This is a genomic window from Flaviaesturariibacter aridisoli (assembly GCF_004343705.1).
Classification (GTDB): domain Bacteria; phylum Bacteroidota; class Bacteroidia; order Chitinophagales; family Chitinophagaceae; genus Flavisolibacter; species Flavisolibacter aridisoli.
In genome coordinates this window covers 100,289-127,040 of the sequence record NZ_SKFH01000006.1, presented here as the reverse complement: position 1 = coordinate 127,040, position 26,752 = coordinate 100,289, and the positions used below count along the sequence as shown (strand labels likewise).

Genomic DNA, 26,752 nt, shown 5'->3' with positions numbered 1-26,752 from the left:
GAGAGTGTAAACTAAACTGTGTCAGGTTGAGACGATTTCTCATCTTTAAAACAGTTTATGAAAAAGGAAAAGAAGGATTTGTTGTCCGGCCTTGATCCGGAAGTTCGCCAGCAGGCCCTGGATCAGTTTATGAGCGGGAAGGCGGTTTTTGGCAAGGAGGGCGCCCTGGGGCCTTTGCTGCAGCAGTTGCTGGAAGCTGCCCTGGAAGGGGAACTCGCCGCGCATTTGAAGGAAGAACAGCCGTATTTAGAAGGGGAGGCGAACCGGCGCAACGGTTTTTCCCGTAAGCAGCTTCGAACCGCCGCCGGCACTATCGAACTATCCACGCCCCGCGACCGCCTGGGTTCCTTTGAGCCGGACCTGGTCAAAAAGCGGCAAACCATTCTGGCCGATAACCTCGAGGAAAAGATTCTGGGTTTGTACGGGCTGGGGATGTCGCTTCGGGATATCTCGCGGCATATCGAAGAGATGTACGGCACCGAGATCTCCCACACGGTCTTATCCGAGATCACCGACCGGGTGGTTCCTGCGGTGAAGGCCTGGCAGAGCCGGCCCCTGGACCCCGTCTATCCCATTATGTGGCTGGATGCCATGTACTATAAAGTGCGGGACGAGGAGTCCGGTAAGGTGGTGACGCGCTGCCTGTATAATATACTGGGCATCCTTCCCTCGGGCCACAAGGAGGTATTGGGCTGCTACGTGAGCGGGTCGGAAGGAGCGCGCTTCTGGCTCTCGGTCCTTACAGACCTGAAGAGCCGCGGGGTAGAGGACGTGCTGATTGCCTGTATCGATAACCTGAGCGGATTTGACGATGCCATCAGGACGGTGTATCCGTATTGCGACGTGCAGAGCTGCATCGTCCACCAGTTGCGCAACTCCGCCAAATATGTAGCTTCTAAAGACCAGCGTGCTGTTCTAAAGGAGCTGAAGGCGGTGTATGGGGCCGTGAACCGAAGTGTTGGGGAGAGCGCCCTGGAAGCCTTTGCAGGCAAATGGACAAAGCAGTATCCGCTGGTGGTGAACTCGTGGCAGACCAACTGGGATAAGCTCTCCACCTTCTTCGATTACCCGGAGCACGTACGCCGGGTGATCTATACGACCAACACCATCGAAGGCTATCACCGGCAATTGCGCAAGGTCACCAAAACAAAAGGAGCCTTCGTCAATGACATGGCGCTATTGAAGCTCATTTACCTGGCACAGGAGCGCATCGCACGAAAATGGACCATGCCCCTGCCCAATTGGGCCCAAAGCGCACAACAACTCAAAATCATCTTCGGCGACCGAATGCCAATATCTTTATAACCCAACTGACACAGTTTAGCTGACATTACCGCAGATACCCCTTCGAGTGGTCGAAGTACCCTCTGCATGGCCTGCGCATACCCCTTCGAGTGGCCGAAGTACCCTCCGCAGGTGCTGCGCATACCCCTTCGAGTGGCCGAAGTACCCTCCGCAGGTGCTGCAAATACCCCTTCGAGTGGTCGAAGTACCGTCTGCAGGAGCTGCCCATACCCCTTCGAGTGGTCGAAGGGGCGCGGAACGCCTTTTGTGTGCTCCTTACCGATGCACGAGCTTTTCCATACCCTCCCCGACGGACGCCGTCTTTGCTATGCCCGCTTCGGCGACCCGGCGGCGGTACCGGTATTGTATTTCCACGGCACGCCCTCCTCGCGGCTGGAGCCCCTCCTGCTGGAGGGCTTCGGCTACCGCCTCGACGCGTTGCTGGCCGAAGCCGGCCTGCAGCTGATCTCGATCGACCGTCCGGGCATGGGTGGATCCGGCTACCGGCCGGGCGAGCGCTACCGCTCCTTCGCCCACGACGCCGAACACCTGTGTGCCGCCCTCGGGCTGCCGCCGCTGCCGGTGCTGTGCTGGTCGGGCGGCGGCCCCTATGCCCTGGCGATGGCGGCCGCCTTCCCGGAGCGGATCGGCAGCGTGCACATCGTATGCGGCTTTACGCGCCCGTTCGACAAGGAGATCCTGCAGCAGATGGGGAGCAACAAGTGGTACTTCCGGGCGGCGCGCTATGCGCCTTTCCTGCTGGCCCCGGCGCTGCGCGCCGTACGTCGCCACGGCCCCAAACGGCTGCCGCCGCAAGGCATCAGCGGCCTTCCCTGGGAGGACTACCACTTGCTGGACCGTCCGGGCGCGCTCGGCCAGATGGCGCGCTGCAGCGTGCGTGAGGCAGCGCGGGGCGGCGCCCTGGGGCCCATCATGGAGGCGCGCGCCTACTACGCGCACTTTCCGTACCGCCTGGCCGCGATCGCGCAGCCGGTGCATTACTGGTGGGGCACCCGCGACATGTCGGTAGCCCGCGCCCACGCCGAAGCCGTTGAGCAATACGCGCCGCGGGCAACCATGCACTACCGGCCGGGCGAAGGCCACCTGTCGGTGTATGTGCATTGCATAAAGGAAATTCTGCAGGTGGTGCGAAGCGGGCAGGGAGCGTGAGGCGTGAGGCGTGAGGCGTGAAGCGTGAAGCGTGAGGCGTGAGATCGCAATGCGCGTTGATGATCGGCGTCAGCGCTCACGCCTCACGCTTCACGCCTCACGAGCTCATTGCATTTTCACAAACGGGTTATCCCGCCGCTCGTCGCCGATGGTGGTCGTATCGCCGTGGCCGGGATACACGATCACGTCTTCGGGGAGCGTATACAGCTTGGTGCGGATGCTTTCTTCGAGGATGGCGAAGTCGCCGCCGGGAAGGTCGGTGCGGCCCACGGAGCCGTTGAACAGCACGTCGCCGGAGAGGAGGAAGCGCTGTGTGGGCGAGTAGAAGGAGATGTGGCCCGGCGAATGGCCGGGGGTAAAGAGCACCTGGAGCTCGTCGTCGCCGATGCGGACAGAATCGCCCTCGTCGAGGTAGTGCATCGGGCCGTCGTAGTTGACGAAAGGCAGCTGCCAGAGCTGGCCGGATGCCGGGCCGCGTTCGAGCACGGGCAGCTCGGCGCGGTGGAGGTGGAGCTCGAGGCCCCACTTCTGCTGCACATAGCGGTTGCCGAAAATATGATCCAGGTGGCAGTGGGTGTTGAGCAGCAGCACCGGTTGGAGGCCGTTAGCTTCGATAAACGAGGCCAGTTGCTGCTCTTCGGAAGCGAAATAGCATCCCGGGTCGATAATACAGCAGGCGCCCTTTTCGTTGTACACCACATAGGTGTTCTCCTGAACGGGGTTGAAGGTGAAGGTGTGTACGGTAAGCATACTGCTTTTTCCCTATTTTTAAATGCAATTTAATCGATTCGCCGAGCGCCTATTTCAGAATTTGAACCTGACTTTATGAAGCATCTGAGCCTGAGGGCCGTCGTGGCCGTCCTGATCTGTGTCGTTTTCCCTTTCCTTGGCCAGGCCCAGGTCAACACCGTGGAGTACGGGAAGAACCGGGTCCAGTACAAGAAATTCAAGTGGAAATATTACCAGACCGAGAACTTCAACACTTACTTTTCCCAAAACGGCCTCGAGCTGGGCAAGTACGTGGCCCAGATTGCGGAGAAAGAGCTACCGCAGCTGGAAGAGTTCGTGGAATACGGTATGCAACGCCGCGCCAACGTGGTGGTGTACAACAACTTTGACGATCTCCAGCAATCCAACATCGGCCAGGGCATCGACTGGCAAAGCACCGGTGGCCTCACCAAGCTGGTGAACAACAAGATGGTGGTGTATTACGACGCCAACCGCAACAACCTGCGCCGCCAGGTACGCCAGGGCATCGCCCAGGTGCTGGTGCAGAACCTCCTCTTCGGCGATGACCTCGGTGAATTCGCAGCCAACCAGGCCCTGCTCGACCTGCCCAAATGGCTCACCGACGGCTACATCGCCTACGCAGCCGAGCCCTGGAGCACCGAGCTCGACGAGCAGCTGAAGAACGCCATGCTCGGCGGCTCGTACAACAACTTCTACCAGTTTGCTTTCGAAAAGCCGGAGCTCGCCGGCCACGCTTTCTGGTATTACGTCGGCAACAAGTACGGCGCCACGAAACCTACCTACCTGCTCTACCTCGCCCGCATCTACCGCAACCTGAACAGCGCTACGCAGAAGATCGCCAAGAAGAAATTCAAGGAGGTGCTGCGCGACTTCATGCAGGAGATGCCCAACATCTACTACAAAGACATCCGCGGCCGCCGCGTGGTGCCCAAGGGCCAGCTCTCGGTTACGGAAGAAGTGGGCAAGAAAGACTTTATCCGCTTCAACGCCAACCCCCTGCCGCGCTCGTTTACCTACGCGGTAACGGAATACAAGCAAGGCAAATACAGCGTGGTGCTGCACGAGAACTTCGTGAACACCAAAACGCTTCTCTCCTACGGCCACCGCAGCCGCGAAGACGAGATCAACCCCAACATGCCGATCCTGGCCTGGGACAACAAAGGCACGCGCCTCGCCGTGGTATACGTGGAAAAAGGCAAGCTCAAATTCTTCGTGTACGACGTGGTGAACCGCATCAAGATCTCGAAGCAGGAATGGAGCCAGTTTGACCAGGTGCAGGACATCAAGTACATGCTCAATTCCAACACGCTCGTGGTCAGCGCGGTCCGCTCGGGCCAGAGCGATATCTACACGTACAACATCGACAAGATGACCTACGAGCAGGTGACCAACGACGTGTTTGACGACCTGGATCCTTCCTTTGTGACTTTCCCCAACAAAACGGGTATCGTCTTCGCCTCCAACCGCCCTTCCGCCAACGCAGCGGGCGGCGATACGGCGATGCCCGGCCCGCGCTTCAACATCTTCCTGGTAGACAACTGGAACAAAAGCGAATTCAAACAGATCTCCCAGCTCACCAACCTGAAGTTCGGCAACGCCCGCAACCCGTCGCCCTACAACAACACGCACTTCACCTTCACCTCCGACGAGAACGGCATCAACAACCGCTACGCCGGCTTCTTCACCACGCAAAAGACGGGCATCGACACGCTCGTGTTCATCGGCGATGAAGTGATGCGCAACCCGGCCCCGAAAGAGGTAGACAGCCTGTTGAAGGAGTGGAAAAAGACCGACATCGACTCGGTGGGTTACTTTGCCACGAGCTCCGACTCGGCCTACGTGTTCCCGCTCACCAACTACCAGGCGGGACTGATCGAAACGCGCACCGCCGGCGACAACACACTGGTGAGCGAAGTGGTGCAGCAGGGTGAATACAAGAACCTGTACCGCCTGCGGGTGGATGAAAACACGCTGCGCCGCCGCAACGTGAGCACACCGCCCACCGAATACGTGCGCAAGCTCCGTGAGCGCGACCGCCTCCGTACCACCGAGACCAACACCATGACCAACGCGGTGGACTCCACACGTAAAACGCAAACGGACTTCTTCCAGAGCGAGTTCAACGACAAACGCGACAGCGCCAATGCGGCAGCGCAGCCGACCACAACGCCGGGGCAGGTGTTCGAAACCGAGGTGATCGCTCCCGAGCCGGTACTGAGCCGCGCCAAGCTGTACGAATACCGCCCGCCGCGCTTCTTTACCGACTATGTAGCCGCCGGCTTCAACAACGCCGTATTGGCTGCCGCCAAGTACCAGCAATACACCGGCGGCACGGGGCCCATCAATCCCTCCAACGGCAGCCAGATCAACGGCCTCATCCGCATGGGTACCGTCGACCTGTTTGAAGACTACAAGATCTCGGGCGGCTTCCGCATCGCGCCGAACCTGCGCGACAACGACATCCTGTTCGAGTTCACCAACTACCGCCGCCGCCTCGACTGGGGCTTCACGTACTACCGCAGCTCGGCCCGCGCCGACGTGGGCGTGATCCTTGCCGACACCTCGGGCAACTTCTTCCAGGTAGGCTTCCCCGGAAAGACGCACTCCAACTACTACCTCGGCCGCCTGCGCTTCGCGCTCGACAAGGTGCGCAGCCTGCGCCTCACGGTCGGCCCGCGCTTCGACCGCGTGATCGTTTCCACGACGCCTGAGCCCGGCTTCAACCGCCTGTCGCTGCTGATCCCCGACCAGAAACAAGTATTCGGCCAGGCCACGATCGAGTACGTGCACGACAACACGCTCAACCCCGCCACCAACATCTGGACCGGTCTCCGCTACAAGGTGTATTTCGATTACTTCAGCCGCCTCGATAAAGGTGGCCAGGCTTTCGGCCGCACGATGATGAACGCCGGCTTCGACGCACGTCATTACCAGCCATTGTACCGCAACGTGATCTGGGCGCTGCGCGCCGCCGGCGACTTCTCCTTTGCCGAGCAGAAAGTGGTGTATTACCTCGGCGGCGTTGATGGCTGGCTCAAGTTCAAGAGCAACGAGATCATCGACCCGAACACCCAGCAGGTGACGGGCTACCGCTACTTCAATGCCGACCCGGCCAATGCGCCCGACCAGAGCCAGTTCTATGCCTACCAGACCCTGGCGGTGAACATGCGTGGCTTCAAGCAAAACATTGCCAACGGCAACAACAACGTGGTGATCAACTCGGAGTTCCGCGCGCCGATCTTCAGCACCTTCTTCAACCGTCCCATCAACAACGCCTTCCTGCGCAACCTGCAGGCGGTGCAGTTCTTTGACCTGGGCACGGCCTGGACCGGCGACGTATCCAACATCGCCCGCCCCACCAGCACGTACAGCGACCCGAGCGGTATCAACCCGATCACGGTGCGCCTGAAGGCCGGCGGGATCGGACCCTTCGCCGGCGGCTATGGCTTCGGTCTGCGCAGCACGCTGCTGGGCTACTTCATCCGCTGGGACATTGCCTGGGAAATGAACGGCTTCTTCCGCGGCAAGCCGATGTCGTACTTCGCGCTGGGCCTGGACTTTTAAGAGCCGAAAGTGAAAGAAGCGTTTTGAACCGCTAAGAGAATAAGCAACGAAGTTGTTACGCAAAGAAAAACGTCCCGCCTCTCGGCGGGACGTTTTTGTATGGCATCGCGAATACCGTATTCTCTTTTTTCTTCGTGGTTAGAAACCTTAATTGCCTCCTGGCCCTTTCTCTGCTGCCGTGCGCCGCATCGATTCGTACACCAGCACGAGAAACCCGAAGAAGCACACGATCATGCTCCAGTCGAAGCGGTTGGCGAAGGGATGACGAAAAAGGTCGAACAGGTCGCGGGCCAGGCCACCCGGCGCCAGCAGCAGGTCCCAGCTATTGTAGCGCAGGTAGCGGCCGATGTACACCCCGAAGCTGCACAGGGCGAGCACCGGGAATACGAAGAGCCAGCTGCGCCGCAAGCCCCAGCGCGCCAGCAGCACGCGCTCCATCTGCCATAACGATTGTACCCCCAGCAACAAGCCGTTCCAGGCAAAGGCCAGCAACAGCACCAGGTCGTACCAGAGTGGAAGCCCGGGCCGCTGCCGCAGGTGAAGCAGGTCGGTGCTGATGTAAAACGTGTTGGGGAGAAACAGCAGCCACAGCCCGAACAGGAAGCGGAAGCCCCAACGGCTTTCGATCCAATCGACGCGGCGCAGCAGCTGCCGGGTGAGGAGAAAAGGGATGAGGGCCAGCAGCAGGTTCCAGTTGAGAAAAAGAAAAAAGCGGCTGCCGCTGTAGGCAAAGCGCCAGGCGGAAAGGCCTGCGGGAAAAGCGATAGAGGCCAGCAGCACCCGCTCGGCGGCGTCAAGGCGACGAACGGCAGCAACGATCCGGTTGAAAAAACGCATGGGTTACCAGTTGATCTTCCGTGAGAAATACATGACCACGGCGAGGGTGAAGAAAAGTCCGACACTGCCCAGCAGGAGGGCAAAATCCTGTAGCTGCAAAATGGTAAACACGTAGCCGTAAAGCAGCACCAGCACGGCAGACAGCAAGGTGCTGAGGCGCCCCGACTGAAGCAGTCCCCGCACAAACCAGCCGATCAGGCCCACTGTGGCAACCGTAGCCACCCCATAGGCGGGGTTGAAACCGATATACTCCGAGAACGAGAGCAGCAGCGCGTAAAAAAGGATCAGGGCCAGCCCGATCAGTCCGTACTGGAACGGGTGCACCGATCGCTTGTGCACCACCTCGATGAGGAAGAACGCGGTGAACGTGAGCACGATGCAGAGCAGGCAGTACTTCACCGAGCGCAGCGTTTTCTGGTAGGCATTTACGGGCACAAACAGATCGACGCCAAAGGCGGAAGCCGACAGGTCGTAGGTGCGGCTGTCGATGCGGTCGGCATCACGGAACTGTTGCGGAAAATTGCGGCGGTGGGCCAGGCTCCGCCAGGCAGCCGTGAAGCCTTTCGGCGTAACGCTGCTCCGCTGCGGCAGGCCGGTGCCGCTGAAGCTCGGGTGCGGCCACGACGACTGTAGTTCTACGGTCGTGGTCTTTCCCAGAGGTGCGAACAGCAGTTGCTGCGAACCATTCAGCTGCAGGTTGCCGGAGAATACCGTGTGCCCGAGGTCAAAGGGGCCTTGCAGCGGCAGCGGTGCGGCCAGCGACGAATCGCTGTAGGGATCCGGCGACGTGTTAGGCGCAAACAGGAGGCGCCGGCCGTTCCAGTTGAGGCTCAACTCCTCGTTTAGGCCGCGCACATCCGACAAGCGCAGGCTGACAAAGGCTTCGCCCCACAGCACCTGATCGGGACTGATATGCAGCAATGCCAGGTCGGGGGTGTCGAATTCCCCGCTCATGGCAACCTGTGCCGAATACAGCATCACTTTGTAAATACCGCGGTGCCGCTCCTGCGGGCTGGCGGATGCCTTCAGGTCGAGGCGTGCGGGCAGGAAGTAAGCGTAGTGCCGCGACTGCATCTGCTTGCCCTCTGCGGTGGTATAGCGAATGAGGTACGGGAGCACCAGCATCGGCCCGCCCAGCAGCTGCCGGCCGGCCCATTTGTCGCTCACTTCGGCCACGGCTTCTTTTTGCCGCTCTTCGCGCTCGGACACCAGCTGCTCTATTTTCCATGCCGGCAGCAGGAGCACGAGGATGATGACGGCGACGACGGCGACTTTGATCAGGATCTTGCTTTTGGAAGATTGCTCATTCAGATGGGAGACCATACATGTGGATTTAGTATTCGTTAAGAGGGATTTCGCGGAAGTAGGGATAGCGCAGCAGCAGCACCAGCATGGCGGCGCCGAAAAGCGGTAGTACGAAGCGGGCCAGCTCGCCGTGGATATCGAGCAGGCGCGGCCCGCCGAGCACCGTCAGCGTGAGGTAGATCAGCAACAGCACGGCACCCGTCCACAGGCAATATTGAACCAGCAGTGGCAGGCGCCGCACCTGCAGCAGCGACAGGGAAAGCCAGCCAAGCAGTAAGCCCGGGATCCCGAGCACAAAGGCGCCGGCAAGCAGCGGAAAGAAGAGGCGCCCTTCCGTATTACTACGGGTGAGCACATCGAAGAGCAACACAAGAGGCGGGTAAGCCACGACCGTACACAACCAGGTGTAGAGTACAAAGCGAAAGGTGTTCATAGCGTCATGTTTGACCGGTGATAAGATGGTTAAGAAAACCGCATGTGGCAACGCAGCAGCGACGGCCACAGCGTTTGGAAAGGCTGGGCACATTGGTTCAGGCAACGACAGGGATTCAGGCGATGGCGGGACGGAAGCGATCTTCCTTGCGGCTCCCCGCCTCGGTACACAGGATGGATTCGAGCAGTGGCAACATGCGCGACAGGCCACCGGTTTTTATCAGGAAGTTCCAGAGTGGCTCAAACTTTTTCCAGCCGCCGGCATATGAAAAGTGCCGGATACGGTCGCGCCAGGCGGCGTGCTGCGCGCTGGCCCGCCACACGTTCCGCCAGGAATAGAAGTCTTTGTAGGCGCGGTCATATCCCTTCTTCAGCGTCACCGCATCGAGGCCGCGCGTCTGGTACACTACCTGCCGCGTATCGTACTTGCTCCAGTCGCGGTGCAGGATGCGGCCTTCCTTTTCCATATCTGCAAAAAGGCGGGTGCCGGGGTACGGCGTCAATATGTGAAAAGTGGCCGTGGTGAGTCCTTGCTGCACGGCCCAGTCGACGGTGCGGGCAAACACGTCGGGGCCATCGTCATCGAGTCCGAATACGAAGGAACCATTGATCATGATGCCCAGGTCGTGCAGGCGGCGGATGGCCTCGCCGTAGTCGCGGCCCAGGTTCTGCCGTTTGTTGCCCTGCGCCAGGTTGGCGGCGCTGAGGGTTTCAAACCCGACGAAGGTGCTGCGCAGCCCCGCACGTGCGGCCTGTTCGATCAGGTTGCCCCGCACTACCGCATCCACGGTGGAAGCCCCCTGGAAGAGCCGGCCCATCCCGCTCATACCGGCAAACAGGGAGGAAGCAAATCGCTGGTTGCCCAGCAAGTGGTCATCGAGAAAATACAGGTGCCTGCCGGGCAGCCAGTCTATTTCGGCCAGCGCCGCGTCCACCTGTTGCGTGTAAAACGATCGGCCGCCTTCGAAAAAAGCATCCTTATAACAAAAGCTGCAGTGGTGCGGGCAGCCCCTCGACACCACGAGCGAGTTGGGCACGAGGTAACGCTCGCGCCGGATAAGGTCGCGCCGCACTGGCGGCAGGGCCTGCAGGCTGCACTCACGGTTTACATACACCCGCTTCGCCGAGCCATTACGGAAGTCGCTGAGGAATTCCGGGAAGGTATCCTCTCCCGGCCCGATGAAAATGGTGTCGCCGTGGGCGCCTGCCTCGAGCGGCAGCGATGTAACATGCAGTCCGCCGAGGCACACATGTATGCCGCGCCTGCGGTAGCTGTCGGCCAGCTCGTAGGCGCGTGCCGCGTTGGTGATGTACACCTGAATGACCACGAGATCAGGCGCATCGTCGCTGCGTACTTCCTCCACATGCTCGTCGCAAAGCTCCACCTCGTCGGAAGGCGATGTAAAAGCGGCGAGTGTGGCCAGGCCGAGGGGCGGGAAGAGCGAGTACTTGATCGGTCGCCAGAAGGGGCTTTTGGCTTCCATCAATGCCGGCAGGATCATCTTGATTTTCATGCGTATTGATTTTGGGTTTCGGTGTATCGATGTTGGGGTCCACGTTCATAGTTGCGCACCGCCCGGTAGCAGGGCCACAGCACGACGAGCCCGATGACGCCGAAGCTGCAGTCGACCAGCTGCCACCAGAACGGGATGCCGCGCAGGCCGCCGGCAATAAAGGCAAGGGGAAAGATGGCGATGCAGGCCCCGATCCCGAACTCAAGTACCCAGCGGTTGCGTACCGGGTCGCGCCAGGGGCCGATGAAAAGTGCGGCCAGCACGAGGTGGGCGAAGGCAAGCCAGTCGTAGCCATAGTAGAGGAAAGCGTGTGTTGCATTCACTTCTTCATAGGCCGCCAGCACCTGGCCCAGCCAGCCAGCCACAGGGCTGCCGGCGGGCACCAGCTGCAGGGCAAAGCGCAGCTCCGCAGCAGCGGGCCACACGGTGAGGCCGCTGACAAAGAGCGCAACGATGAAGAGCGCGAGGCGAAGGCGGATGCGTTGGAGGGGAAATTCATTTTTCATAAAAAGTACTTTGTATTTCAAAGTGTAAGGGCAAAAAAAAATTACTTGATACCGCGGATCATTTTTTCGAGCGCCTGGATGTGGTCGTTGAAAGACTTCTCCCCGGCTTTGGTGATGGAATAGGTGGTGTTGGTTTTGCGCCCGATGAATCCCTTGTGCACCTTGAGCAGGCCGTTCTCTTCCAGGCTTACGAGGTGCGTGGCGAGGTTGCCGTCGGTCACTTCCAGCAACTGCTTCAGGTCGTTGAAGCTTACCTCCTCGTTGACCGCGAGAATGCTCATCACACCCAGGCGGATCCGGTTATCGAACAGTTTATTGAGGCCTGCTATGGGATTCTTGTGGCTCATGCTTCCTTGTCCGAACGCTCGTTTTTCCACCACATGATAAAACCGTATACGATATGCAGCAGCCCGAAGCCGAGCGCCCAGAAATAAAGCCCGTAGCCAAGGTACTGCGTATTGATCAGGCCGAGCAGGATCTCCAGTACACCGAGGTAACGGATATCGTTGACCGTATATTTACTGGCATTCACCAGCGCGAGACCGTAAAAGATGAGGCATACCGGCGCCACCAGCACGGGCAGGCGAAGCTGCAGCAACCACAGGATGACCAAGCCGCCCGTGATGAGCGGGATGAGTATGTTGGTGGTAAGCTGGCGCGCGGTGCGGTCCCAGATGGGCAACCCGCGGCGACGCGCGCGGCGCCAGGTAAAGAAGAACGCGGAAGCCAGCGCCAGCGCAAACACGCCTCCCGCCAGCAGCAGCAGCGACCAGATGAGCGCCTCTACTTCACGAACCTGGTAGGTATTCAGCAGGCGTCCGTGGTAGGGTGCCAGAAGCCGCGCCGCCACGAAAGCACCCACCAACGCCCAGATGCCGGCGGCAATACCGCTCAATCCGCTCAGCGACAAAAAGCGGCTGGAGCGGTTCATCAGGCGGCGGATGTCCTGGATCGCCTCGAGGGATTGGGTTTGCTCATTCATAAAAAGCACTTTGCATTACAAAGTAAATACTCTTTCCCGCTCTATTCCAAACTTTTCGCAAACTATTTTTCACTTACCGTTCTGTTCGCGGCTCGATGGGACGTCCGCCGAGCACCGGCGTGACGCTGAAGCCGCGCCGCCGCAACAGCGCCAGCACGCCTTCCGGGCCCGGCAGGTGCCCGGCGCCGATGGCGAAAAAAGTAGGTTGCCGCCGCGCGATGCTGTCCATACGTACCGCCATCTTCCGGTTGCGCCGCAGCAACTTGCGTACAAACTCCGAGCTGTCGCCGTAGCTGAGTCGCTCGATGCCGGCCAGGTCCTGCCGCAGGTACAGCTGGGTCAACTGCTCCGTCTGCGCCCGCACCGACTCTTCGCTGTCGAGAATGCCCTGTGTATCGAAGGGGCCGCTGAGCACTTCCTCGAGGTTGAACTGGTCGCTAAGGTCTTCGATGCCCAGCACCGGCTTACCCCCGCGGCGCGCCAACTGCTGTAGATACAGGTCCATCGGCTGCTCCATATCGTCGGGGCGGCGCCGGCGGTAGGGTCGCAGCTGCGCATAGAGCCAGGCTTCCTTGCGCCGGACGGTCCGTGCAGGCTTGTTCAACGCGCGCTCCAGCACAGGACCCAGCTTGCGAAACACCGAATCGGGAAGCACGGTATACACAAAGGCCGATGTGTCTTGCGCCAGCATGAACGGCAACAGCTCCGCCCCTGCCCGCTCAGGATCGAGCTCCATGGCAAAGGCGCGGGTCTGGTCCAGAAAATAATACAGGGAGTCGGTAAAAGCGAATACGCGGCGGTCCTGCAGGTGGATGGTGCCCCACAGGTAGGAGTCTGCATTCAGCCCGGCGCCCGAGATCCGCCACAGGAGCGTCGGCGGGTAGTCGCCCTGCGCGCCGGCACGCAGGGCCAGCCACAGCGGCAGGCAGCACAACAGGAAACGCGCGGCGCTTTTCATAACATTCCTTTCCGTAAAAGTACGCCGGCAGCTATTGGTCGGACAATTCGTCATCGATAAACTCCCGGATGCAATCCTGCATCGTTTTCGCGCTGTAGGCTACGTACGACACGTGGGCCGTAACGTCGTCGTTGCTCGGCTCGGCAGGGTTGGTGCTGAACGGGCCGGCCACGGCGGGATAGCCGGCTTTCGCGTCGTCGCCGACAAAGAAGACCTTATACAGGTAGAAGCGACGCTTTCGTCCATTCACCAGCTCATCGCGGGTGCCTACGAACACAGAGCGTTTCAGTTCGTATTCATCATTGGCGGCCGAGTATACGGCACTCTCCGCGAAGGAAGACTGGTTGCGGTATTTGACCGGGAAAAGATCGGCACGCTTGAGTCCCTGCAGCGCCGTATACAGCGCGGGGCGGGTGCCGCGGTCGGCGGCCAGCGGCAGCACATCGGCTACAACGAGCGGCTGCTTGTTGCGAAGCAGCGCTTCCACGGCATTCACCTGTGGATAACCAACGGGGCCGCGGAGCAGTGCGCGCAGCAGGGTGTTACCGGCAGGCTCATTCCAGTATTGGAGAAAGGTGATTACGTTGTTGATACGCAGCAGCCAGTTGTCGTTGCCCCCGATGTGCGCGTGCACCCGGTTCTTTGCCTGCTGCAGCAGTTGAGCGCTGTAGGGAGCGAGGTCGCTCTTTTTCAGCAGTCCGCTGTCGAGCAGGCGGGCCGTAGCCGGCAGGAGCCAATCCGTAGAAATACTGTCGCGGAACAGTCCGGCCACTTCCGGGAAGAGGCGCCGGGTAAGCGCCAGCGAATCGGTCAGCGCAGAACTCAGTACCGACGAGTAGCCCGCCGGCGGCGGTCCCAGCAGGAGCAGTGCCTTGAGGCTGTCGTAGGCCGCATCGGTCTGTTGTTGCGCGAGCAGCCCCAGCAGCGAAAGCTTCACCGGGCTGTTGGGCGCCAGGCGGCGATAAGCCTGCGGCAGGAAGGTGGCCGTAGAGGGATCGTCCATTCCGCCTACGGCCTTCAGCAGGTGGTCGTGGATCGTGGTGCCGGTGGAATCGAAATCGAAGTAAGGTTCGAGCAAAGCTTCCTGCAGCGCCGGGAGGTCTTTCTTTTCAAAGACGGCTTCTTCGAGGAATGCTACTGCGGGGGTACGAACGGTGGTATCGTTGCTGCGCAGTGCCGCGAGCAGTTGCGCCACGTTGCCACGGTCGCGCACGAAGGGGCCGGGCGATGCAATGCGGAAGTCGCGGAAGCAGGCGTCGGCACCATTGCCTTCAACCTCGGTCTCGGGGAGGTAGCTGTACAGCATATAGAGCGAGTCGCCGGAAGGCAGGATGCGCAGGCGGCGGGTGCTGATCGTCTTGAGTTCATTGCGGAAGCGGTATTCGTAGCCTTGTACCGTGCCGTTGGTTATGGGCACGGTGGAAAGCACGCTATCGCCGTACTGGTAATAGGTATCACGCCAACGCCTGAAAAATGCGCTGTCGGAGGTATACCAGCGGTAGCGCGACAGGGGGTGCACATCCACGTAGAAAGAAGTTTTGCGCACACTGTCGTGCGCCACGTATTGCACCGAAAGGCCGTCGGCAGTTTGGGTCTCTGTGCTCCGCTCGAAAGGAGCCGGGGCCGTGCTGCTGAAGCTGCGGGCCGAATCGGACTGCGTTGTCCAGCGGTCGGTGGGATACGGCAACAGGCGGAAGCTCCGGAAGAATCGATCGGCCAGCAGGGAGTCGGGCCCGCCGGAATTGGTGGTGGTCAGCAGGAGGTACACGCGGTTGCCGCGCACGAGCTGGAAGTAGCGCACACTGAGTCCGCCGGCGCGGTTGAAGCCGTTCACACGCATTTGCGGGTACTTGTCGCGGCGGACGGTATCGATGTTGGTGATGCTGATCCCGGGGCGGGCCTGGAGGTTGGTCACGGCTTCCTCGATGATCGAATTCGGGTCGGTGATGATGTAGCCCGGCAGCGTTTCGCGCACGGCAAGCACATAGAAGCGGGCGTTCGTGGCATCGAACCAGGATCGCGTTTCGATGCGCCAGCTGCCGGCGTCAACAGCCCGGAGTTGCTGCAGCATGTCGGCGTCTTTTTCGGGTGCGCCGGGAAACTGGACGCTGTAGCCGCGGGTGCTGTCGCTGTATTCCTGCCAGGGCTCGTTGCTGGTTGCAGCAAGGGGCAGGCTGCGGGTGCGCAGGATCTTCAGGGAGCCAAAAAAACGCTCCGCATCGGTGCTCTTGAGTTCGCGCTCGTCCTGGGTGCCGATCATCAGCAGGATGACCTCCGGACCGTTACCGATGCCGCGCACGCGGTAGTGCGTTTTCTCCTCGTCTTCCATCAGCATCTCGTATGCGCTGCGGCCGTTGACGAGCAGGCGGCGGATGGGGCCGGCCTTCTTCTTTCCCTGGCGCAGCAGGGCGAAGCGCTGCACGATCACGCTGTCGATCGGGTCGTTGCCACCGACGAGAAAATCCATCAGGAAGTAAGCGATCTCGGTATGCACATCAGCATGAACGCTCATCGCCATACCGGGGGGCGGCGTGCCTACGGGCGCGATGGCACCGGGTGTTTCCACCGAGTAGCTCGCCGAGTCGTTCTGGCTGCGCACCCACCCGATCTGTGACCGTTCGAAATGGTAGTCGGATGGATCGATTTTGCGGCCACCGAGCACGGGTTCTACGGTAAAGCCGCGGGCGCGCAGCAGGGAGATGACCCCGTCGTTGCCGGGCAGGTGCGCGGCTCCCATCGTGAAAAAAGTCGGGCGGAGCGCCATGAGGCTGTCGAGGCGGCGCGCCATCTTTCGGTTGCGGCGCACGAGTTCTTCAATGCCGGCCGTATCGCTGGCGGTCATCCTCTCCACGCGACTAAGGTCCTGCGCCACATACACCCGCACGAGGTCTTCGTAATAGCCGATCTCGTGCCGGTTGTGTTTGAGCAGCCGTTCAACATCGAGGACGGTCTTCATTTCCTCGGCCGGATCGAACTGGTCTTTGAGGTCTTCGATACCCGTTACCACTTTTTGCTTGCTGCGCGCAATGGTGTATAGGTAAACGTCCATCGCTTCGGGCATATCGTCCTTGCGCACCGGGAGGTCGGCATGGTCCTGCAGGTACATCCAGGCGCGGCGCTGCGTGATCGCTTCAGCGGCGATGCCGAGCTCCTTTTCGAGCTTCGGGCCTACGCGCCTGAAATCTGCCGGCGACAGCAGGTCGCGCAGCAGGGGCGTCGTGTCTTTTTCGGCGTAGAAGCGCACCACCGTGGCCGTTGCCTCCTCAGGGTCGAGCTCCATGGCGTAGCCGTCGGAGGTTTCGAGGAAGCGGTACAGCGAATCGGTAAAGCGGAATACACGGCGGTCTTTGATGTGCACGGTGCCCCAGAGATAGCTCGGGCGGGCTAGTCCTTTGCCGGAGATGCGCCAGAGCAGCGTTTTCGGCAACGGCGCCGTCTGGGCCGAAACGGCCGTGGCGGCAACGACTAAGAGCAGTAAGAATGAAGTACGGAGGCGCAGGGAGAAGGAGCTCATAAGCAGTGGTTCGGGAATTTCGAGTACAAATATAATTTGCAAATAATATCAATCAGGCTTCGGCAGCAGCGCGGATAACGGTGCAGGCGCGGCGGATCTCCTCTTCGCTGATGGTCAGCGGCGGCGAGATGCGCAAGCAGTCGGAGGCAAAGAGAAACCAGTCGGTGAGCACTCCTGCGGCGATGCATCGGTCGATGACGGCCTTGCAGTGCTCAAAGGATTCGAAGCGCAGGGCGAGCCAGAGGCCGCAGCGGTGCAGCGCGCGGGCGCCGGGCACATCGCGGAGCAATTCTTCGAAGTGCGCGCCTTTGGCAGCGGCACCCGCGGCCAGTTCTTCGCGGCGCAGCGCTTCAAAGGCGGCGAGGCCGGCGGCGCAGCAAACCGGGTGTCCGCCAAAGGTAGTGATATGCCCCAGGACCGGCGCATCGGCAAAGTGGTCCATATGCTCTTTGGAAGCAATGAAAGCGCCCAGCGGCATGCCGCCGCCCAACGCTTTGCCGAGCAGCAGCACATCGGGCACGACGCCGTAGGCCTCAAAGGCCCAGAGGGTGCCGGTGCGGCCGAAGCCGGCCTGTATCTCGTCCAGGATCAGCAGGGTGCCGGTTTCGGTGCAGCGGGCGCGCAGCGCCTGGAGCCACTCCTTCGATGGTGGCAGCACCCCCGCCTCGGCCTGCACGGTTTCGGCGATGACGCAGGCCGTATCTGTAGAAATACGGTCCAGCGCTGAAAGATCGTTGTAGCGCGCGTGGTGCACGCCGGGCAGCAGCGGACGGTAGGCATTGCGCCAGTATTCGGAGCCGATGATGCTGAGGGCGCCCTGCGTGGACCCGTGGTACGAATCTTCGAAGGCCACGATCTCCGTTCGCCCCGTCACGCGCTTTGCGAGCTTCATCGCCCCCTCCACCGCCTCGGCGCCCGAGTTGGTAAAGTACACGCTGCCCAGCGTTTCGGGCAACGTGGCGGCGAGGGCTTCGGCATAGCGCACCTGCGGGCTTTGAACAAACTCACCGTATACCATCACGTGCAGGTATGCATCGAGCTGGGTGCGCACGGCCTCCAGCACGGCCGGGTGGCGGTGCCCCACGTTGGCCACCGAAATGCCGCCGATCAGGTCGAGCCACTCTTCGCCGGCAGCGCCATAGAGGGTGCAGCCCTCGGCTTTAACGATCTCGAGGGCGAGGGGGGCAGTGGAGGTCTGGGCAACGTGTTGCAGGAAAAGCTGGCGCAGGTTCATTCCGCAAAAGTAAGGGCCGCAAAAAGGCGCCCGGGGGCGCCTTTTTGAAGTCTGGTTAAATCGTATTATAAATAGCGGCCGGCAACGAGGAGCTTCGCCATCGCCTGCAGGTACTCGACGCGGGTGCTGAAATTCGCCGGACCGTACTTTTTGATGCTGGAGTAGCGATAGGTGACTTTGTCTTTGGGTGTCGTCAGCGACTTCTCGGAGCCGGTGTAGCGGGCAACGGCGCAGCCGCCGTTGTTCAGTACTTCGAAGGCCAGCGGCGTTTCGCCATCGAGGTTCATGATACCACCGCTGAAGTCAAATTCGGAGGACTCGCTGCGGAAGCTTTTCAGCGTGCCTTCGCCGCTGATGGTGCCGAGTTGGGTTTCCCCCTGCTGCACCCGGTAGGTTACACGGACGTCGCGGCCGATCGTATCCACCTGGAGCAGTTGCACAGTAACGGCATCGAGCTGCCTGGCGTCGCTTTTCACCGGCTCATTGAAGGAGGCGATGCAGGCACGCTCGTGCGCTACACGGGCGAGGTAGGTGCTGCCGATGGCAACGGGGTAGTCTTTTTTGAAGCGGGCAGCGCCCTCGGGGCTGAAGGCACCGTTCTGGAAAAATCCGTATTTCGCGATGATGCCCGCCAGCGCCTCTTCGCCTTTCGGCAGCAGTGCGTTCTTATGGAAGGCATAGAATTGCTTCGTTTCGATCTCCACGGTATCCGGCGCACCGGCAAACGTCACGCGGAACCAGGTATTGGGCTCGCCATCAGGGCCGGTCCCGGCCGACTGGTGGGCGAAAACAGCCACGGGCTGCTTATCGAGCGTGCTGACAAAGAAATCCGGCACCGGCTCGAGGAATCCTTTCTTCTTCTTTTCGATGCGACAGACGGCGCTGTCGTTCACGTACACTTGATCTTTCTTTACTTTCACTGCCGGTTGGGCAAAGGCGCCGGCGGCCATCAGGAGGCCGGCAAGCAGCACAGTCATTCGTTTCATAAGGTGTGTTTGGTGTTTTGCGGAGCGCAAAGTTAGCTCCTCCGACTCACTTGCGCCTTTTCTATAATTCGTTATTTTCTCGGTATATGGCACTGATACTTCCGGTCGAAGACAAAACCCCGGTATGGGGCGAAAACTGTTTCATTGCGCCCAACGCCACCATCGTGGGCGACGTGGTCATGGGGCATGAATGCAGCATCTGGTTCAACGCCGTGATCCGCGGCGACGTCAACAGCATCCGCCTCGGCAACCGGGTGAATGTGCAGGACGGGGCGGTGCTCCACGCCACGTTCCAGAAAACGAGAACGGTCGTCGGTAACAACGTATCGATCGGGCACAACGCCATCGTGCACGGTTGTACGGTGCACGACGATGTGCTGATCGGGATGGGCGCCATCGTGATGGACAACGCCGTGGTGCATTCCCGCACTATTATTGCCGCCGGCGCAGTGGTGCTGGAAGGGACGGTGTGCGAGGGAGCGTCGATCTACGCAGGCGTGCCCGCCAAAAAAGTAAAGGACCTGCCGGAGCACTTGCTCGAAGGCGAAATACAGCGCATCGCCAACAACTACCTGCGCTACTCGGCCTGGTTCAGCAGCGTCAACGAGGCGGAGCGGGCCGGCGGAAATGCGGGTTCACCCCAGGTCTGACCGGCGCCGGCCGGCATCTTCGGCCTTTTTGGGGAATTCTTCCGAAATTCGGGGTTCAAACCTTCCGGATATGAGAAACCCGACCCGTCCCCTTCTTTTCGCCGTTGCCGTTTTGGTGCTGGCCTCCTCCTGCAGCGTGTTCAAGAAAAAGGGCGAGGGCTGCCCCAGCGACGGGCGCAATGTGGGCGCGGAAAAGCTGCTCAACGAGCCGCCGAAAAAGAAGGCCAAATGGCGGGGACCCAAAAGCTACGATTACTAGGTTCTACGGCCGGGCACAAAGTTTGCGACAATGCAGCTACTGACGCGCTTTTGGCGTCTTACTAAAAACCGCCCCTGACATGAGCCTGACCTTACGCACCGCACTGGGATGCACGGAAGCCGTTATCGACGACGACGGCGGCCTCAAGCGCTTTTACCTCGTAGCCGACATCCTGTCTTCCGACCTCAACGTATCCTTTACCCAGAAAGAAGACGAATTCGACGCCATCAACTGGAACTTCTCCTTCGGCAAGCACCTGCTCACGCTTTGCTACAGCATCTACAACGGCATTTCCCTCTTCCCGACGCAGCTGAACGAAGCCTCGCGCCGCGCCAATGAAGCCGTGGTGGAACTCGCCTCTGTGCTGGAAGGAAAGCTGATGACGGTGGACCTCAGAAACTAAACATTCCGGCCCTGCGCCCGGCACTCCAAAAAAGATCCCGGCGCAGGGCCGGGATCGCAGAATCGTTGTTGCGTACGCAGGTGATCGGCTTACTTCGCATTCAGCTGCAGCGCAATGCGGCGGTCTTGTCGCCGCTCTTCATCGCTGGCCGTGGCCGGTACTTTTGCAAACTCAGATCCATAGCCTTCGGCGCCCGTTAATTGGGCCGAATTGCCACCCGCTGTTTTGATTGCGTTCAGCACCGCATCGGCCCGCTGCTGGCTCAACTTCTTATTGGCAGCCGCATCGCCGGTTTTATCGGTATACCCACCTACTTTCACATGCGCAGCCGGGTAGGCATTGAGGATGGCTGCGATATTCCGTACCTGGTCCTGGCTTTGCGCCGTCAGCGTCGCACTGCCTACTTCGAAATTAATGTTGTCGAAATCAAACCACTTGTCTTTGCCGGCCTTGCAGGACGCATCGTTCAGGCAATTCACCAATTGTTCCTCGACGCCGCCGGCATAGGCATTCAATTCCGTGCCGTTGGCCAGCCGAACCCGCGTTGAGGTACGCCCGGCGGGGGCAGCAGTGCGGGCGGTATCCATAGCCACCGGCGTTGTTGTGCGGGTGGTGGTTGTATCCTCGTAGCGGCTGCCCGTTTCGCGGTTGTTGCAACCCCTTCCCAACAAATACCACAACAGCACGGCGGCCCCGATGATGAGGAGCGGCCAGAGCCAGCGGTTGCCACCCGGCTTTACATCCGATACGCTGCGGTCGGCACGGACCGTACTTCCCTGCGGCCGGTCGGCCGTTCGCGTAGCCGTTGTTGTTCCCCAGGAGCGGTAGTCGCTCAGGCCCGGGATGGAAGCCAGGCTCAGGCCCGCCGGCAGCGCACTGGCGATATCGCTTTTGTGACTATCCATGAACGATGAAAAGGCCGAGGCGTTCATATTGTGTTCTACCGCATGCTCGCCCAGCTTACCGAGGGCTACGGGCGCCACGAGCGACAACAGCGTACCCGCTGATGCTTCCTTGATGCCGGCATGACCGGCAACGGCCTGGCTGAGCGCGGACGTATGGGTACCGAAAAGGCCGCGAACCATGTCCATGCCCCGGGAAATGAGCGACTGAACGTCGCCACCGGCCAGCCCGCGTAACGTATTCATCAGTCCGCCCTGGGCCGCGCCCCTGGCTATATCCAGCGCGCCGGAGGCATCGCCCGAATGGGTGCGGGACAAAACACCGCCGAAAATAAGGGGAATGATACCGGAGAGCGCCTTGTGAACACCGCTTTCATTTTCTCCGAGTGAGGACGCGGTTCTGCTCACCACTTCCTGGTTGAACAGGGCTTTGACTGAATCCAGCAAATGCATAGACATAACACAACGATTTTGGTTAAAAACAGGGTTTCGATCCGAAAAGATTCGTTGCGGGGGATGGTTTCTAAATGTACCCCAATGCCAGAGACGTTGCGCAGCAGGCGCATAAAAAAAACACCGGTACGGCTATTGGTTGGTGTTAGACCCGGCAGTAAACATGCGTGATCGGGAGCGGTGCGTGCTGCTGCCGAAGACATTCAAAGCCCGGCTGCAGGGCCCGTGGCTAGTAATTCTTCTCGTCGATTGTATCAAGGATGGTGGCGTAGTTGACGTAGCGCTCCTCGGAGATCTCGCCGTTGCGCACCGCTTCCTTGATAGCGCAGCCGGGCTCGTTGAGGTGCAGGCAGTTGTTGAACTGGCAGTCGTTAAGGCGCGCGCGCATTTCGGGGAAGTAGCCGCTCAGCTCGGCCTTCTTCACGTTAACGAGCCCGAACTCTTTCAGTCCGGGCGTATCGATGATGGCGCCTCCAGCGGGCAGGTCGTACATCTCGGCAAAGGTGGTCGTGTGCTGCCCTTTACCGCTCCAGCCGCTCACATCCTGCGTTTTGATGGCCGTGCCCAGCACCGCGTTGATGAACGAGCTTTTCCCCACGCCGCTGTGCCCGCTCACGAGGGTCGTTTTGCCCAGCAGCAGCTGCTGAACTTCGTCCACACCCTTGCCTTCCACCAGCGAGATGAGCTTCACAACGTAGCCGATTTCGGAATAGATGGCCTCCAGCTCGGCAAAGAGATCCCATTCCTTGTCGCCATACAGGTCGGCCTTGTTGAACAGGAGGATCGCCGGCACGTGGTAGAGCTCGCAGGTAACGAGAAACCGGTCGAGGAAACCCGTAGAAGTACGGGGATCGCGCAGGGTGGCGATAAGCAGCGACTGGTCTACATTGGCCGCCACGATGTGCTGCTGGTGGCGCCCCTTAGGCGACAGGCGGTTGATGTGGTTCTCGCGGTCGTGGATGGCGGTAATGGTGGCGGTATCCTCACCTTCGTTCTCCGGTTCGATCGACACGTGGTCGCCCACGGCGATGGGGTTGGTGGAGGTAAGGCCGTTCTGCTTGAACGTGCCCTTCAGCCGGGCCTTCCACCAGCGGCCATCGGCGTCTTTCACCGAGTACCAGCTTCCTGTCGATTTGTACACAACGCCTTCCATGATCAGGGCAAAGTACGGAATAAAGTATAGCGCAGCAGCCCTTCCAGGAGCAGAAAAAATAACGCGCCGAGCAGGAACCAGTGATACTCTTCGTGGTAGCGCGTGCGGTTGACCACCTGCACGTCGCTTTTTTCGAGTACGTTGATGCGGGCATACACACCCTCGAGGGCCTGCTTGTCGCGGGCGCGGAAGTAAGCCCCGCCGGTGGCGGCCGCCATCCGCTGCAGGAGGCCTTCGTCGATGCCGGGCGCGGGGCGCTGCCCGTCGGGCGCCATGATGGTGCCCGAGTTGAGGCCGATGGTATATACCTTGACGCCCTTGGCGCGGGCGATGCCGATGGCCGTTTCGGGATCGATGATGCGGGTCGGCGGTGCTTCCTCGCTGCCGTCGGTAAGCAGCACCACCACCTTGCTCTTTCCGGGTACGTCTTTGAGGCGCGCCACCGAGTTGGCCAGCCCCTCCCCGATGAGTGTTCCGCGTTGCAGCATGTCGGGGCGCAGGCTTTTGATCTGCTCCAGCAGTGCTTCGTGGTCGGTGGAAATCGGGAATTGCGTGAACGATTCGCCCGCAAAAACCACGAGCCCGATCTGGTCTACGGGGCGCGCGCGCACAAAATCCATCGCCACTTCCTTGGCCACCGCCAGGCGGTAGGGGGTAAAGTCGGGCGTAGCCATGGAGCCACTCACGTCCATACAAAGCACAATGGAAATCCCGTTCCCCTGGAAGCGCTTTTGCACGTCGCGCACCTGCGGCCGCGCCAGCGCCGCCACGAGCAGGAGGCCGGCGAGGGTGCGCAGCAGCGGCAGCAGGAAGAGCCAGCCGGCCTTGGCCGAGCGCACACGGAACACGGCGGCCGTCGACACCCTTAGCGCGGGGCGCCGTCCCTGCCGGCTGCGCGTCCACAGGATGGCCAGCACGGGCACCAGCCCCAGGAAGGGCAGCACCCAGGTATAGGCGAAGCTCAGTTGTTGCAACCAATCGTAGATCATCGGCTATGCTCCTCCAGGGCCACGACGGCGCGTTTTAGGGTTTGAACGGCAGCATCCATCGCGGTGCCGCCGGGTTGCAGCTTGGCAAATTTCACCAGGTCGCTTTCCTGTAAAGTAGCCCGAAGCTCTTCCTGCAGCGAGGCCGGCACCCGCCACTGCGGCAGGCGCTGCACGAGGTCCGTGCTGGTGTCGGCATCCGAATAATAACCCTTGCGGCGCAACAGGTAGCCGCGAAAGATCTTTACGAGGTCGGTGTAATACTGCTTCGGCTCGCGGCGCCGCGCCTCGTCCTGCTGCAGGGCCTGCAATTGCTGCAGCACTTTCTTGTAATAATGCTCGTCCACGCGCACCACTTTGGCGGCTTCGCCCTTATGGCGCGGGAAGAGCAGCAGTGCGATGCCTGCCAGCAGGATGGCAAGCACTACGTACCAGATCCAGGTATTGCGCGCCGGCACTTCCACATTCTCCACGTCCTTGATGTCGTGGTAGGGGGCGTTCTTGTCGAAGGGCGACGAAAAGCGCACCGCGATAGGAATGGCCTGCGAGGCGCGGCCGGCGTAGGGGATCGGCGGAATGCGGCGCAGGCCGCTGTCCCAGCTCGTAAGCACCCAGACCTGGCGTACCGTATAATTACTGCCCTGGCGCACCGTGTCGGCCGCGCGCGTTTCGAGCACCTCAAAGAAGGGGAGGCTGTCGAGCGCCACCGGCGCCACGGGGCCGGCGGCCGTCACGGCCACCTCCAGCTCCAGCGGCTCGCCGATGAGAATCGTTTGCTTGCTCGCCTTGACCGACAAGGTTCCCGGCTGGGCCGCGAGGGCCCCGCACATACAGGTGGTCAGGAGCAGGAACAGGTATCGGATCATGGGCGGACGCGGCTTATGAAGAATCGCTGCAACACTTTTACATAGTCTTCATCGGTGCGCAGGTGCAGCAGGTCGGAGCCTGCTTTTTTGAATTGCGTGTTGGCATATTCGGTGATCTTGAAAAACTCCTGCTCGTATTCGTAGCGCACGAACGCGTTGCCCGTGTCTACCAATTGACGGCGCCCGGTCTCGAGGTCTTCCACTTCGAGCAGGCCCACGTCGGGGAGGGTCTGGTCGAGGCGGTCGTAGATCTTGATGCCCACCACGTCGTGGCGGTTACTTACCACGCGCAGGGCGTCGGCGTAATTGCTGTCGAGAAAATCGCTGAGCACAAAGGAAATACTGCTCTGGCGGCGGGTATTGTTGAAATAGCGCAGGGCCTTATCGAGGTCGGTGCCCTTGCCTTTGGCCTCCAGCGTCAGCAGTGTGCGCACGAGGAACAGTACCTGCTGCCGTCCCTTTTTCGGGGGAATGTATTTTTCGATGCGGTCGCTGTACAGGATGGCGCCCACCTTGTCGCCGTTGTTGATGGCCGAAAACGCCAGCACCGCCGCGATCTCGGTGGCAAGCTCGCGCTTGTTGGTATTCGTGGTACCGAACAGCGACGAAGCGCTCACGTCGATGAGCAGCATCACGGTGAGCTCACGCTCCTCTTCGAACAGCTTGCTGAAGGCATGGCCGAAGCGCGCCGACACGTTCCAGTCGATAAAACGCACATCGTCGCCGGCAGCGTATTCGCGCACTTCCTTGAACGACATTCCACGGCCCTTGAACGCACTGTGGTATTCACCCGTAAACAGGTCGCTCGTCAGCTTCTTGCTCTTGATCTCCAGGATCCGGACCTTTTTCAATATGTCGGCAGTCGTCAGCAAGTGAGGGATACGTTTAATGGTAAATTGGTCTATTGGTTAATTGGTAAGGGCGTTTACAGCTCAAAAATTCTTTTGTAAATCGAACATAAAACCTGCGGGTGAACGCTTCTTTTATTGGAGCCTAAAGCCAACTACAAACCACAAACTACAAACTACAAACTTCTCTTAAGGCAGCGGAACGGCCTTAAGAATCTGCTCAATGACCATCTCGGACGTGATGTTCTCCGCTTCGGCTTCGTAGGTGATGCCGATGCGGTGGCGGAGCACGTCGGTGCAGATGGCGCGGATGTCTTCGGGGATGACGAAGCCGCGATGGTTGAGGAAGGCCTGCGCCTTGGCGGCGATGGCCAGGTTGATGGAGCCGCGCGGCGAGGAACCATACGAGATCAGCCCATCGAGGTTGCTGAGCCCGGATGCTTTCGGGTCGCGGGTGGCGAACACGATGTCGAGGATGTATTGCTCCACCTTTTCGTCGAGGTACACCTGGCGCACGAGGCGGCGTGCTTCCAGCACCTCCTGCAGCGCCACCACGGGCTCCACGCGCGGCGGCGCGGAGCCGGCCACCTGCTGGCGGATAATGAGCTGCTCCTCCTCCCGGGTGGGATAACCCACTACGACTTTCATCAGGAAGCGGTCCACCTGCGCCTCGGGCAGCGGGTAGGTACCCTCCTGCTCCAGCGGGTTCTGGGTGGCCAGCACCAGGAAGGGCTCGTCGAGCTTATAGGTCTGGTCGCCGATGGTCACCTGCCGCTCCTGCATCGCTTCCAGCAGGGCGCTCTGCACCTTGGCCGGGGCGCGGTTGATCTCGTCGGCGAGGATCAGGTTGGCGAAGATGGGGCCCTTGCGCACCACGAAGTCAGCCCGCTGCTGGTTGTAGATCATGGTGCCGATGACGTCGGCCGGCAGCAGGTCGGGGGTGAACTGGATGCGGCTGAACTGGGCCTGGATGGCCTGTGCCAGCGATTTGATGGTCAGCGTCTTTGCGAGCCCCGGCACGCCTTCCAGCAACACGTGGCCGTTGCTCAGCATCCCGATAAGGAGGCGATCGAGCATGTAGGGTTGCCCGATAATGACCTTGCCCACCTCGCGGCGAAGGGTATCAATAAAGCGCGCCGCGTAGGTGATGCGTTCGTTAAGCTGCCGGATCTCTTCGGAGGATTGTACCATGGTGC

General features: G+C 60.5%; 24 protein-coding genes. 6 read left to right on the top strand and 18 right to left on the bottom strand.

Features of this window, described 5'->3' with window-relative positions; all coding sequences use genetic code 11:
* The first annotated feature begins 57 nt into the window (after window positions 1–57).
* On the top strand, window positions 58–1,305 hold the full coding sequence (locus E0486_RS06120) for an IS256 family transposase (protein ID WP_131851004.1): 1,248 nt from the start codon (window positions 58–60) through the stop codon (window positions 1,303–1,305).
* 261 nt (window positions 1,306–1,566) lie between these two features.
* The gene (locus E0486_RS06115; RefSeq protein ID WP_165917212.1) at window positions 1,567–2,454 is read left to right on the top strand and encodes an alpha/beta fold hydrolase; all 888 of its coding nucleotides are present in this window, start codon (window positions 1,567–1,569) and stop codon (window positions 2,452–2,454) included.
* Between the two features lie 105 nt (window positions 2,455–2,559).
* Here E0486_RS06115 and E0486_RS06110 read toward each other — a convergent pair whose 3' ends face one another.
* Complete coding sequence (locus E0486_RS06110) at window positions 2,560–3,204, bottom strand: MBL fold metallo-hydrolase (protein WP_131851261.1); 645 nt, start codon at window positions 3,202–3,204, stop codon at window positions 2,560–2,562.
* A gap of 75 nt (window positions 3,205–3,279) precedes the next feature.
* Here E0486_RS06110 and E0486_RS06105 point away from each other — a divergent pair, with 75 nt between their 5' ends.
* The gene (locus E0486_RS06105; RefSeq protein WP_243697391.1) at window positions 3,280–6,768 is read left to right on the top strand and encodes a hypothetical protein; all 3,489 of its coding nucleotides are present in this window, start codon (window positions 3,280–3,282) and stop codon (window positions 6,766–6,768) included.
* A gap of 147 nt (window positions 6,769–6,915) precedes the next feature.
* On the opposite strand, the gene E0486_RS06100 is transcribed toward E0486_RS06105, so the two are convergent.
* The 11 genes from E0486_RS06100 to E0486_RS06050 all read right to left on the bottom strand — a co-directional run bounded on the left by E0486_RS06100 (window position 6,916) and on the right by E0486_RS06050 (window position 19,036).
* On the bottom strand, window positions 6,916–7,605 hold the full coding sequence (locus E0486_RS06100) for a DUF1361 domain-containing protein (RefSeq protein ID WP_131851260.1): 690 nt from the start codon (window positions 7,603–7,605) through the stop codon (window positions 6,916–6,918).
* Between the two features lie 3 nt (window positions 7,606–7,608).
* Entirely contained in the window at window positions 7,609–8,928 is a 1,320-nt protein-coding gene (gene creD, locus E0486_RS06095) for a cell envelope integrity protein CreD (protein WP_131851259.1), read from the bottom strand.
* A gap of 10 nt (window positions 8,929–8,938) precedes the next feature.
* Window positions 8,939–9,343, bottom strand: coding sequence for a hypothetical protein (locus E0486_RS06090; protein WP_131851258.1), 405 nt, complete (start codon window positions 9,341–9,343; stop codon window positions 8,939–8,941).
* A gap of 115 nt (window positions 9,344–9,458) precedes the next feature.
* On the bottom strand, window positions 9,459–10,856 hold the full coding sequence (locus tag E0486_RS06085) for a B12-binding domain-containing radical SAM protein (RefSeq protein WP_131851257.1): 1,398 nt from the start codon (window positions 10,854–10,856) through the stop codon (window positions 9,459–9,461).
* A complete protein-coding gene (locus E0486_RS06080) occupies window positions 10,853–11,362 on the bottom strand; it encodes a hypothetical protein (protein ID WP_131851256.1) in 510 nt (169 codons plus the stop codon). Before E0486_RS06080 ends, E0486_RS06085 begins: the two co-directional genes overlap by 4 nt.
* 41 nt (window positions 11,363–11,403) lie before the next feature.
* Window positions 11,404–11,709, bottom strand: coding sequence for a winged helix-turn-helix domain-containing protein (locus E0486_RS06075; protein WP_131851255.1), 306 nt, complete (start codon window positions 11,707–11,709; stop codon window positions 11,404–11,406).
* The gene (locus E0486_RS06070; protein ID WP_131851254.1) at window positions 11,706–12,344 is read right to left on the bottom strand and encodes a hypothetical protein; all 639 of its coding nucleotides are present in this window, start codon (window positions 12,342–12,344) and stop codon (window positions 11,706–11,708) included. The genes E0486_RS06075 and E0486_RS06070 overlap by 4 nt, the downstream gene beginning before the upstream one ends.
* 73 nt (window positions 12,345–12,417) lie before the next feature.
* A complete protein-coding gene (locus E0486_RS06065; RefSeq protein ID WP_165917211.1) occupies window positions 12,418–13,302 on the bottom strand; it encodes a TraB/GumN family protein in 885 nt (294 codons plus the stop codon).
* A 31-nt stretch (window positions 13,303–13,333) separates the two neighbouring features.
* A complete protein-coding gene (locus E0486_RS06060; RefSeq protein WP_131851252.1) occupies window positions 13,334–16,816 on the bottom strand; it encodes a TraB/GumN family protein in 3,483 nt (1,160 codons plus the stop codon).
* 52 nt (window positions 16,817–16,868) lie between these two features.
* Complete coding sequence (locus E0486_RS06055) at window positions 16,869–18,050, bottom strand: aspartate aminotransferase family protein (RefSeq protein ID WP_131851251.1); 1,182 nt, start codon at window positions 18,048–18,050, stop codon at window positions 16,869–16,871.
* A 65-nt stretch (window positions 18,051–18,115) separates the two neighbouring features.
* Complete coding sequence (locus E0486_RS06050) at window positions 18,116–19,036, bottom strand: hypothetical protein (protein WP_131851250.1); 921 nt, start codon at window positions 19,034–19,036, stop codon at window positions 18,116–18,118.
* A gap of 86 nt (window positions 19,037–19,122) precedes the next feature.
* Between E0486_RS06050 and E0486_RS06045 the strand changes: the two genes are divergently transcribed.
* The 3 genes from E0486_RS06045 (at window position 19,123) to E0486_RS06035 (ending at window position 20,348) form a co-directional block, all read left to right on the top strand.
* On the top strand, window positions 19,123–19,686 hold the full coding sequence (locus E0486_RS06045; RefSeq protein WP_131851249.1) for a gamma carbonic anhydrase family protein: 564 nt from the start codon (window positions 19,123–19,125) through the stop codon (window positions 19,684–19,686).
* A gap of 70 nt (window positions 19,687–19,756) precedes the next feature.
* A complete protein-coding gene (locus E0486_RS06040) occupies window positions 19,757–19,945 on the top strand; it encodes a hypothetical protein (RefSeq protein ID WP_131851248.1) in 189 nt (62 codons plus the stop codon).
* A gap of 79 nt (window positions 19,946–20,024) precedes the next feature.
* A complete protein-coding gene (locus tag E0486_RS06035) occupies window positions 20,025–20,348 on the top strand; it encodes a hypothetical protein (RefSeq protein WP_131851247.1) in 324 nt (107 codons plus the stop codon).
* Window positions 20,349–20,437: 89 nt separating this feature from the next.
* On the opposite strand, the gene E0486_RS06030 is transcribed toward E0486_RS06035, so the two are convergent.
* The 6 genes from E0486_RS06030 to E0486_RS06005 all read right to left on the bottom strand — a co-directional run bounded on the left by E0486_RS06030 (window position 20,438) and on the right by E0486_RS06005 (window position 26,747).
* A complete protein-coding gene (locus E0486_RS06030; RefSeq protein ID WP_131851246.1) occupies window positions 20,438–21,709 on the bottom strand; it encodes an OmpA family protein in 1,272 nt (423 codons plus the stop codon).
* Window positions 21,710–21,932: 223 nt separating this feature from the next.
* A complete protein-coding gene (gene rsgA, locus E0486_RS06025) occupies window positions 21,933–22,856 on the bottom strand; it encodes a ribosome small subunit-dependent GTPase A (protein WP_131851245.1) in 924 nt (307 codons plus the stop codon).
* 2 nt (window positions 22,857–22,858) lie between these two features.
* Window positions 22,859–23,845, bottom strand: coding sequence for a VWA domain-containing protein (locus E0486_RS06020; protein ID WP_131851244.1), 987 nt, complete (start codon window positions 23,843–23,845; stop codon window positions 22,859–22,861).
* Window positions 23,842–24,708: a hypothetical protein gene (locus tag E0486_RS06015; RefSeq protein ID WP_131851243.1), complete on the bottom strand. Its 867-nt coding sequence runs from the start codon at window positions 24,706–24,708 to the stop codon at window positions 23,842–23,844. Before E0486_RS06015 ends, E0486_RS06020 begins: the two co-directional genes overlap by 4 nt.
* Entirely contained in the window at window positions 24,705–25,580 is an 876-nt protein-coding gene (locus tag E0486_RS06010) for a DUF58 domain-containing protein (protein ID WP_131851242.1), read from the bottom strand. Before E0486_RS06010 ends, E0486_RS06015 begins: the two co-directional genes overlap by 4 nt.
* Before the next feature lie 165 nt (window positions 25,581–25,745).
* Complete coding sequence (locus tag E0486_RS06005) at window positions 25,746–26,747, bottom strand: AAA family ATPase (RefSeq protein WP_131851241.1); 1,002 nt, start codon at window positions 26,745–26,747, stop codon at window positions 25,746–25,748.
* Window positions 26,748–26,752 lie beyond the last annotated feature (5 nt).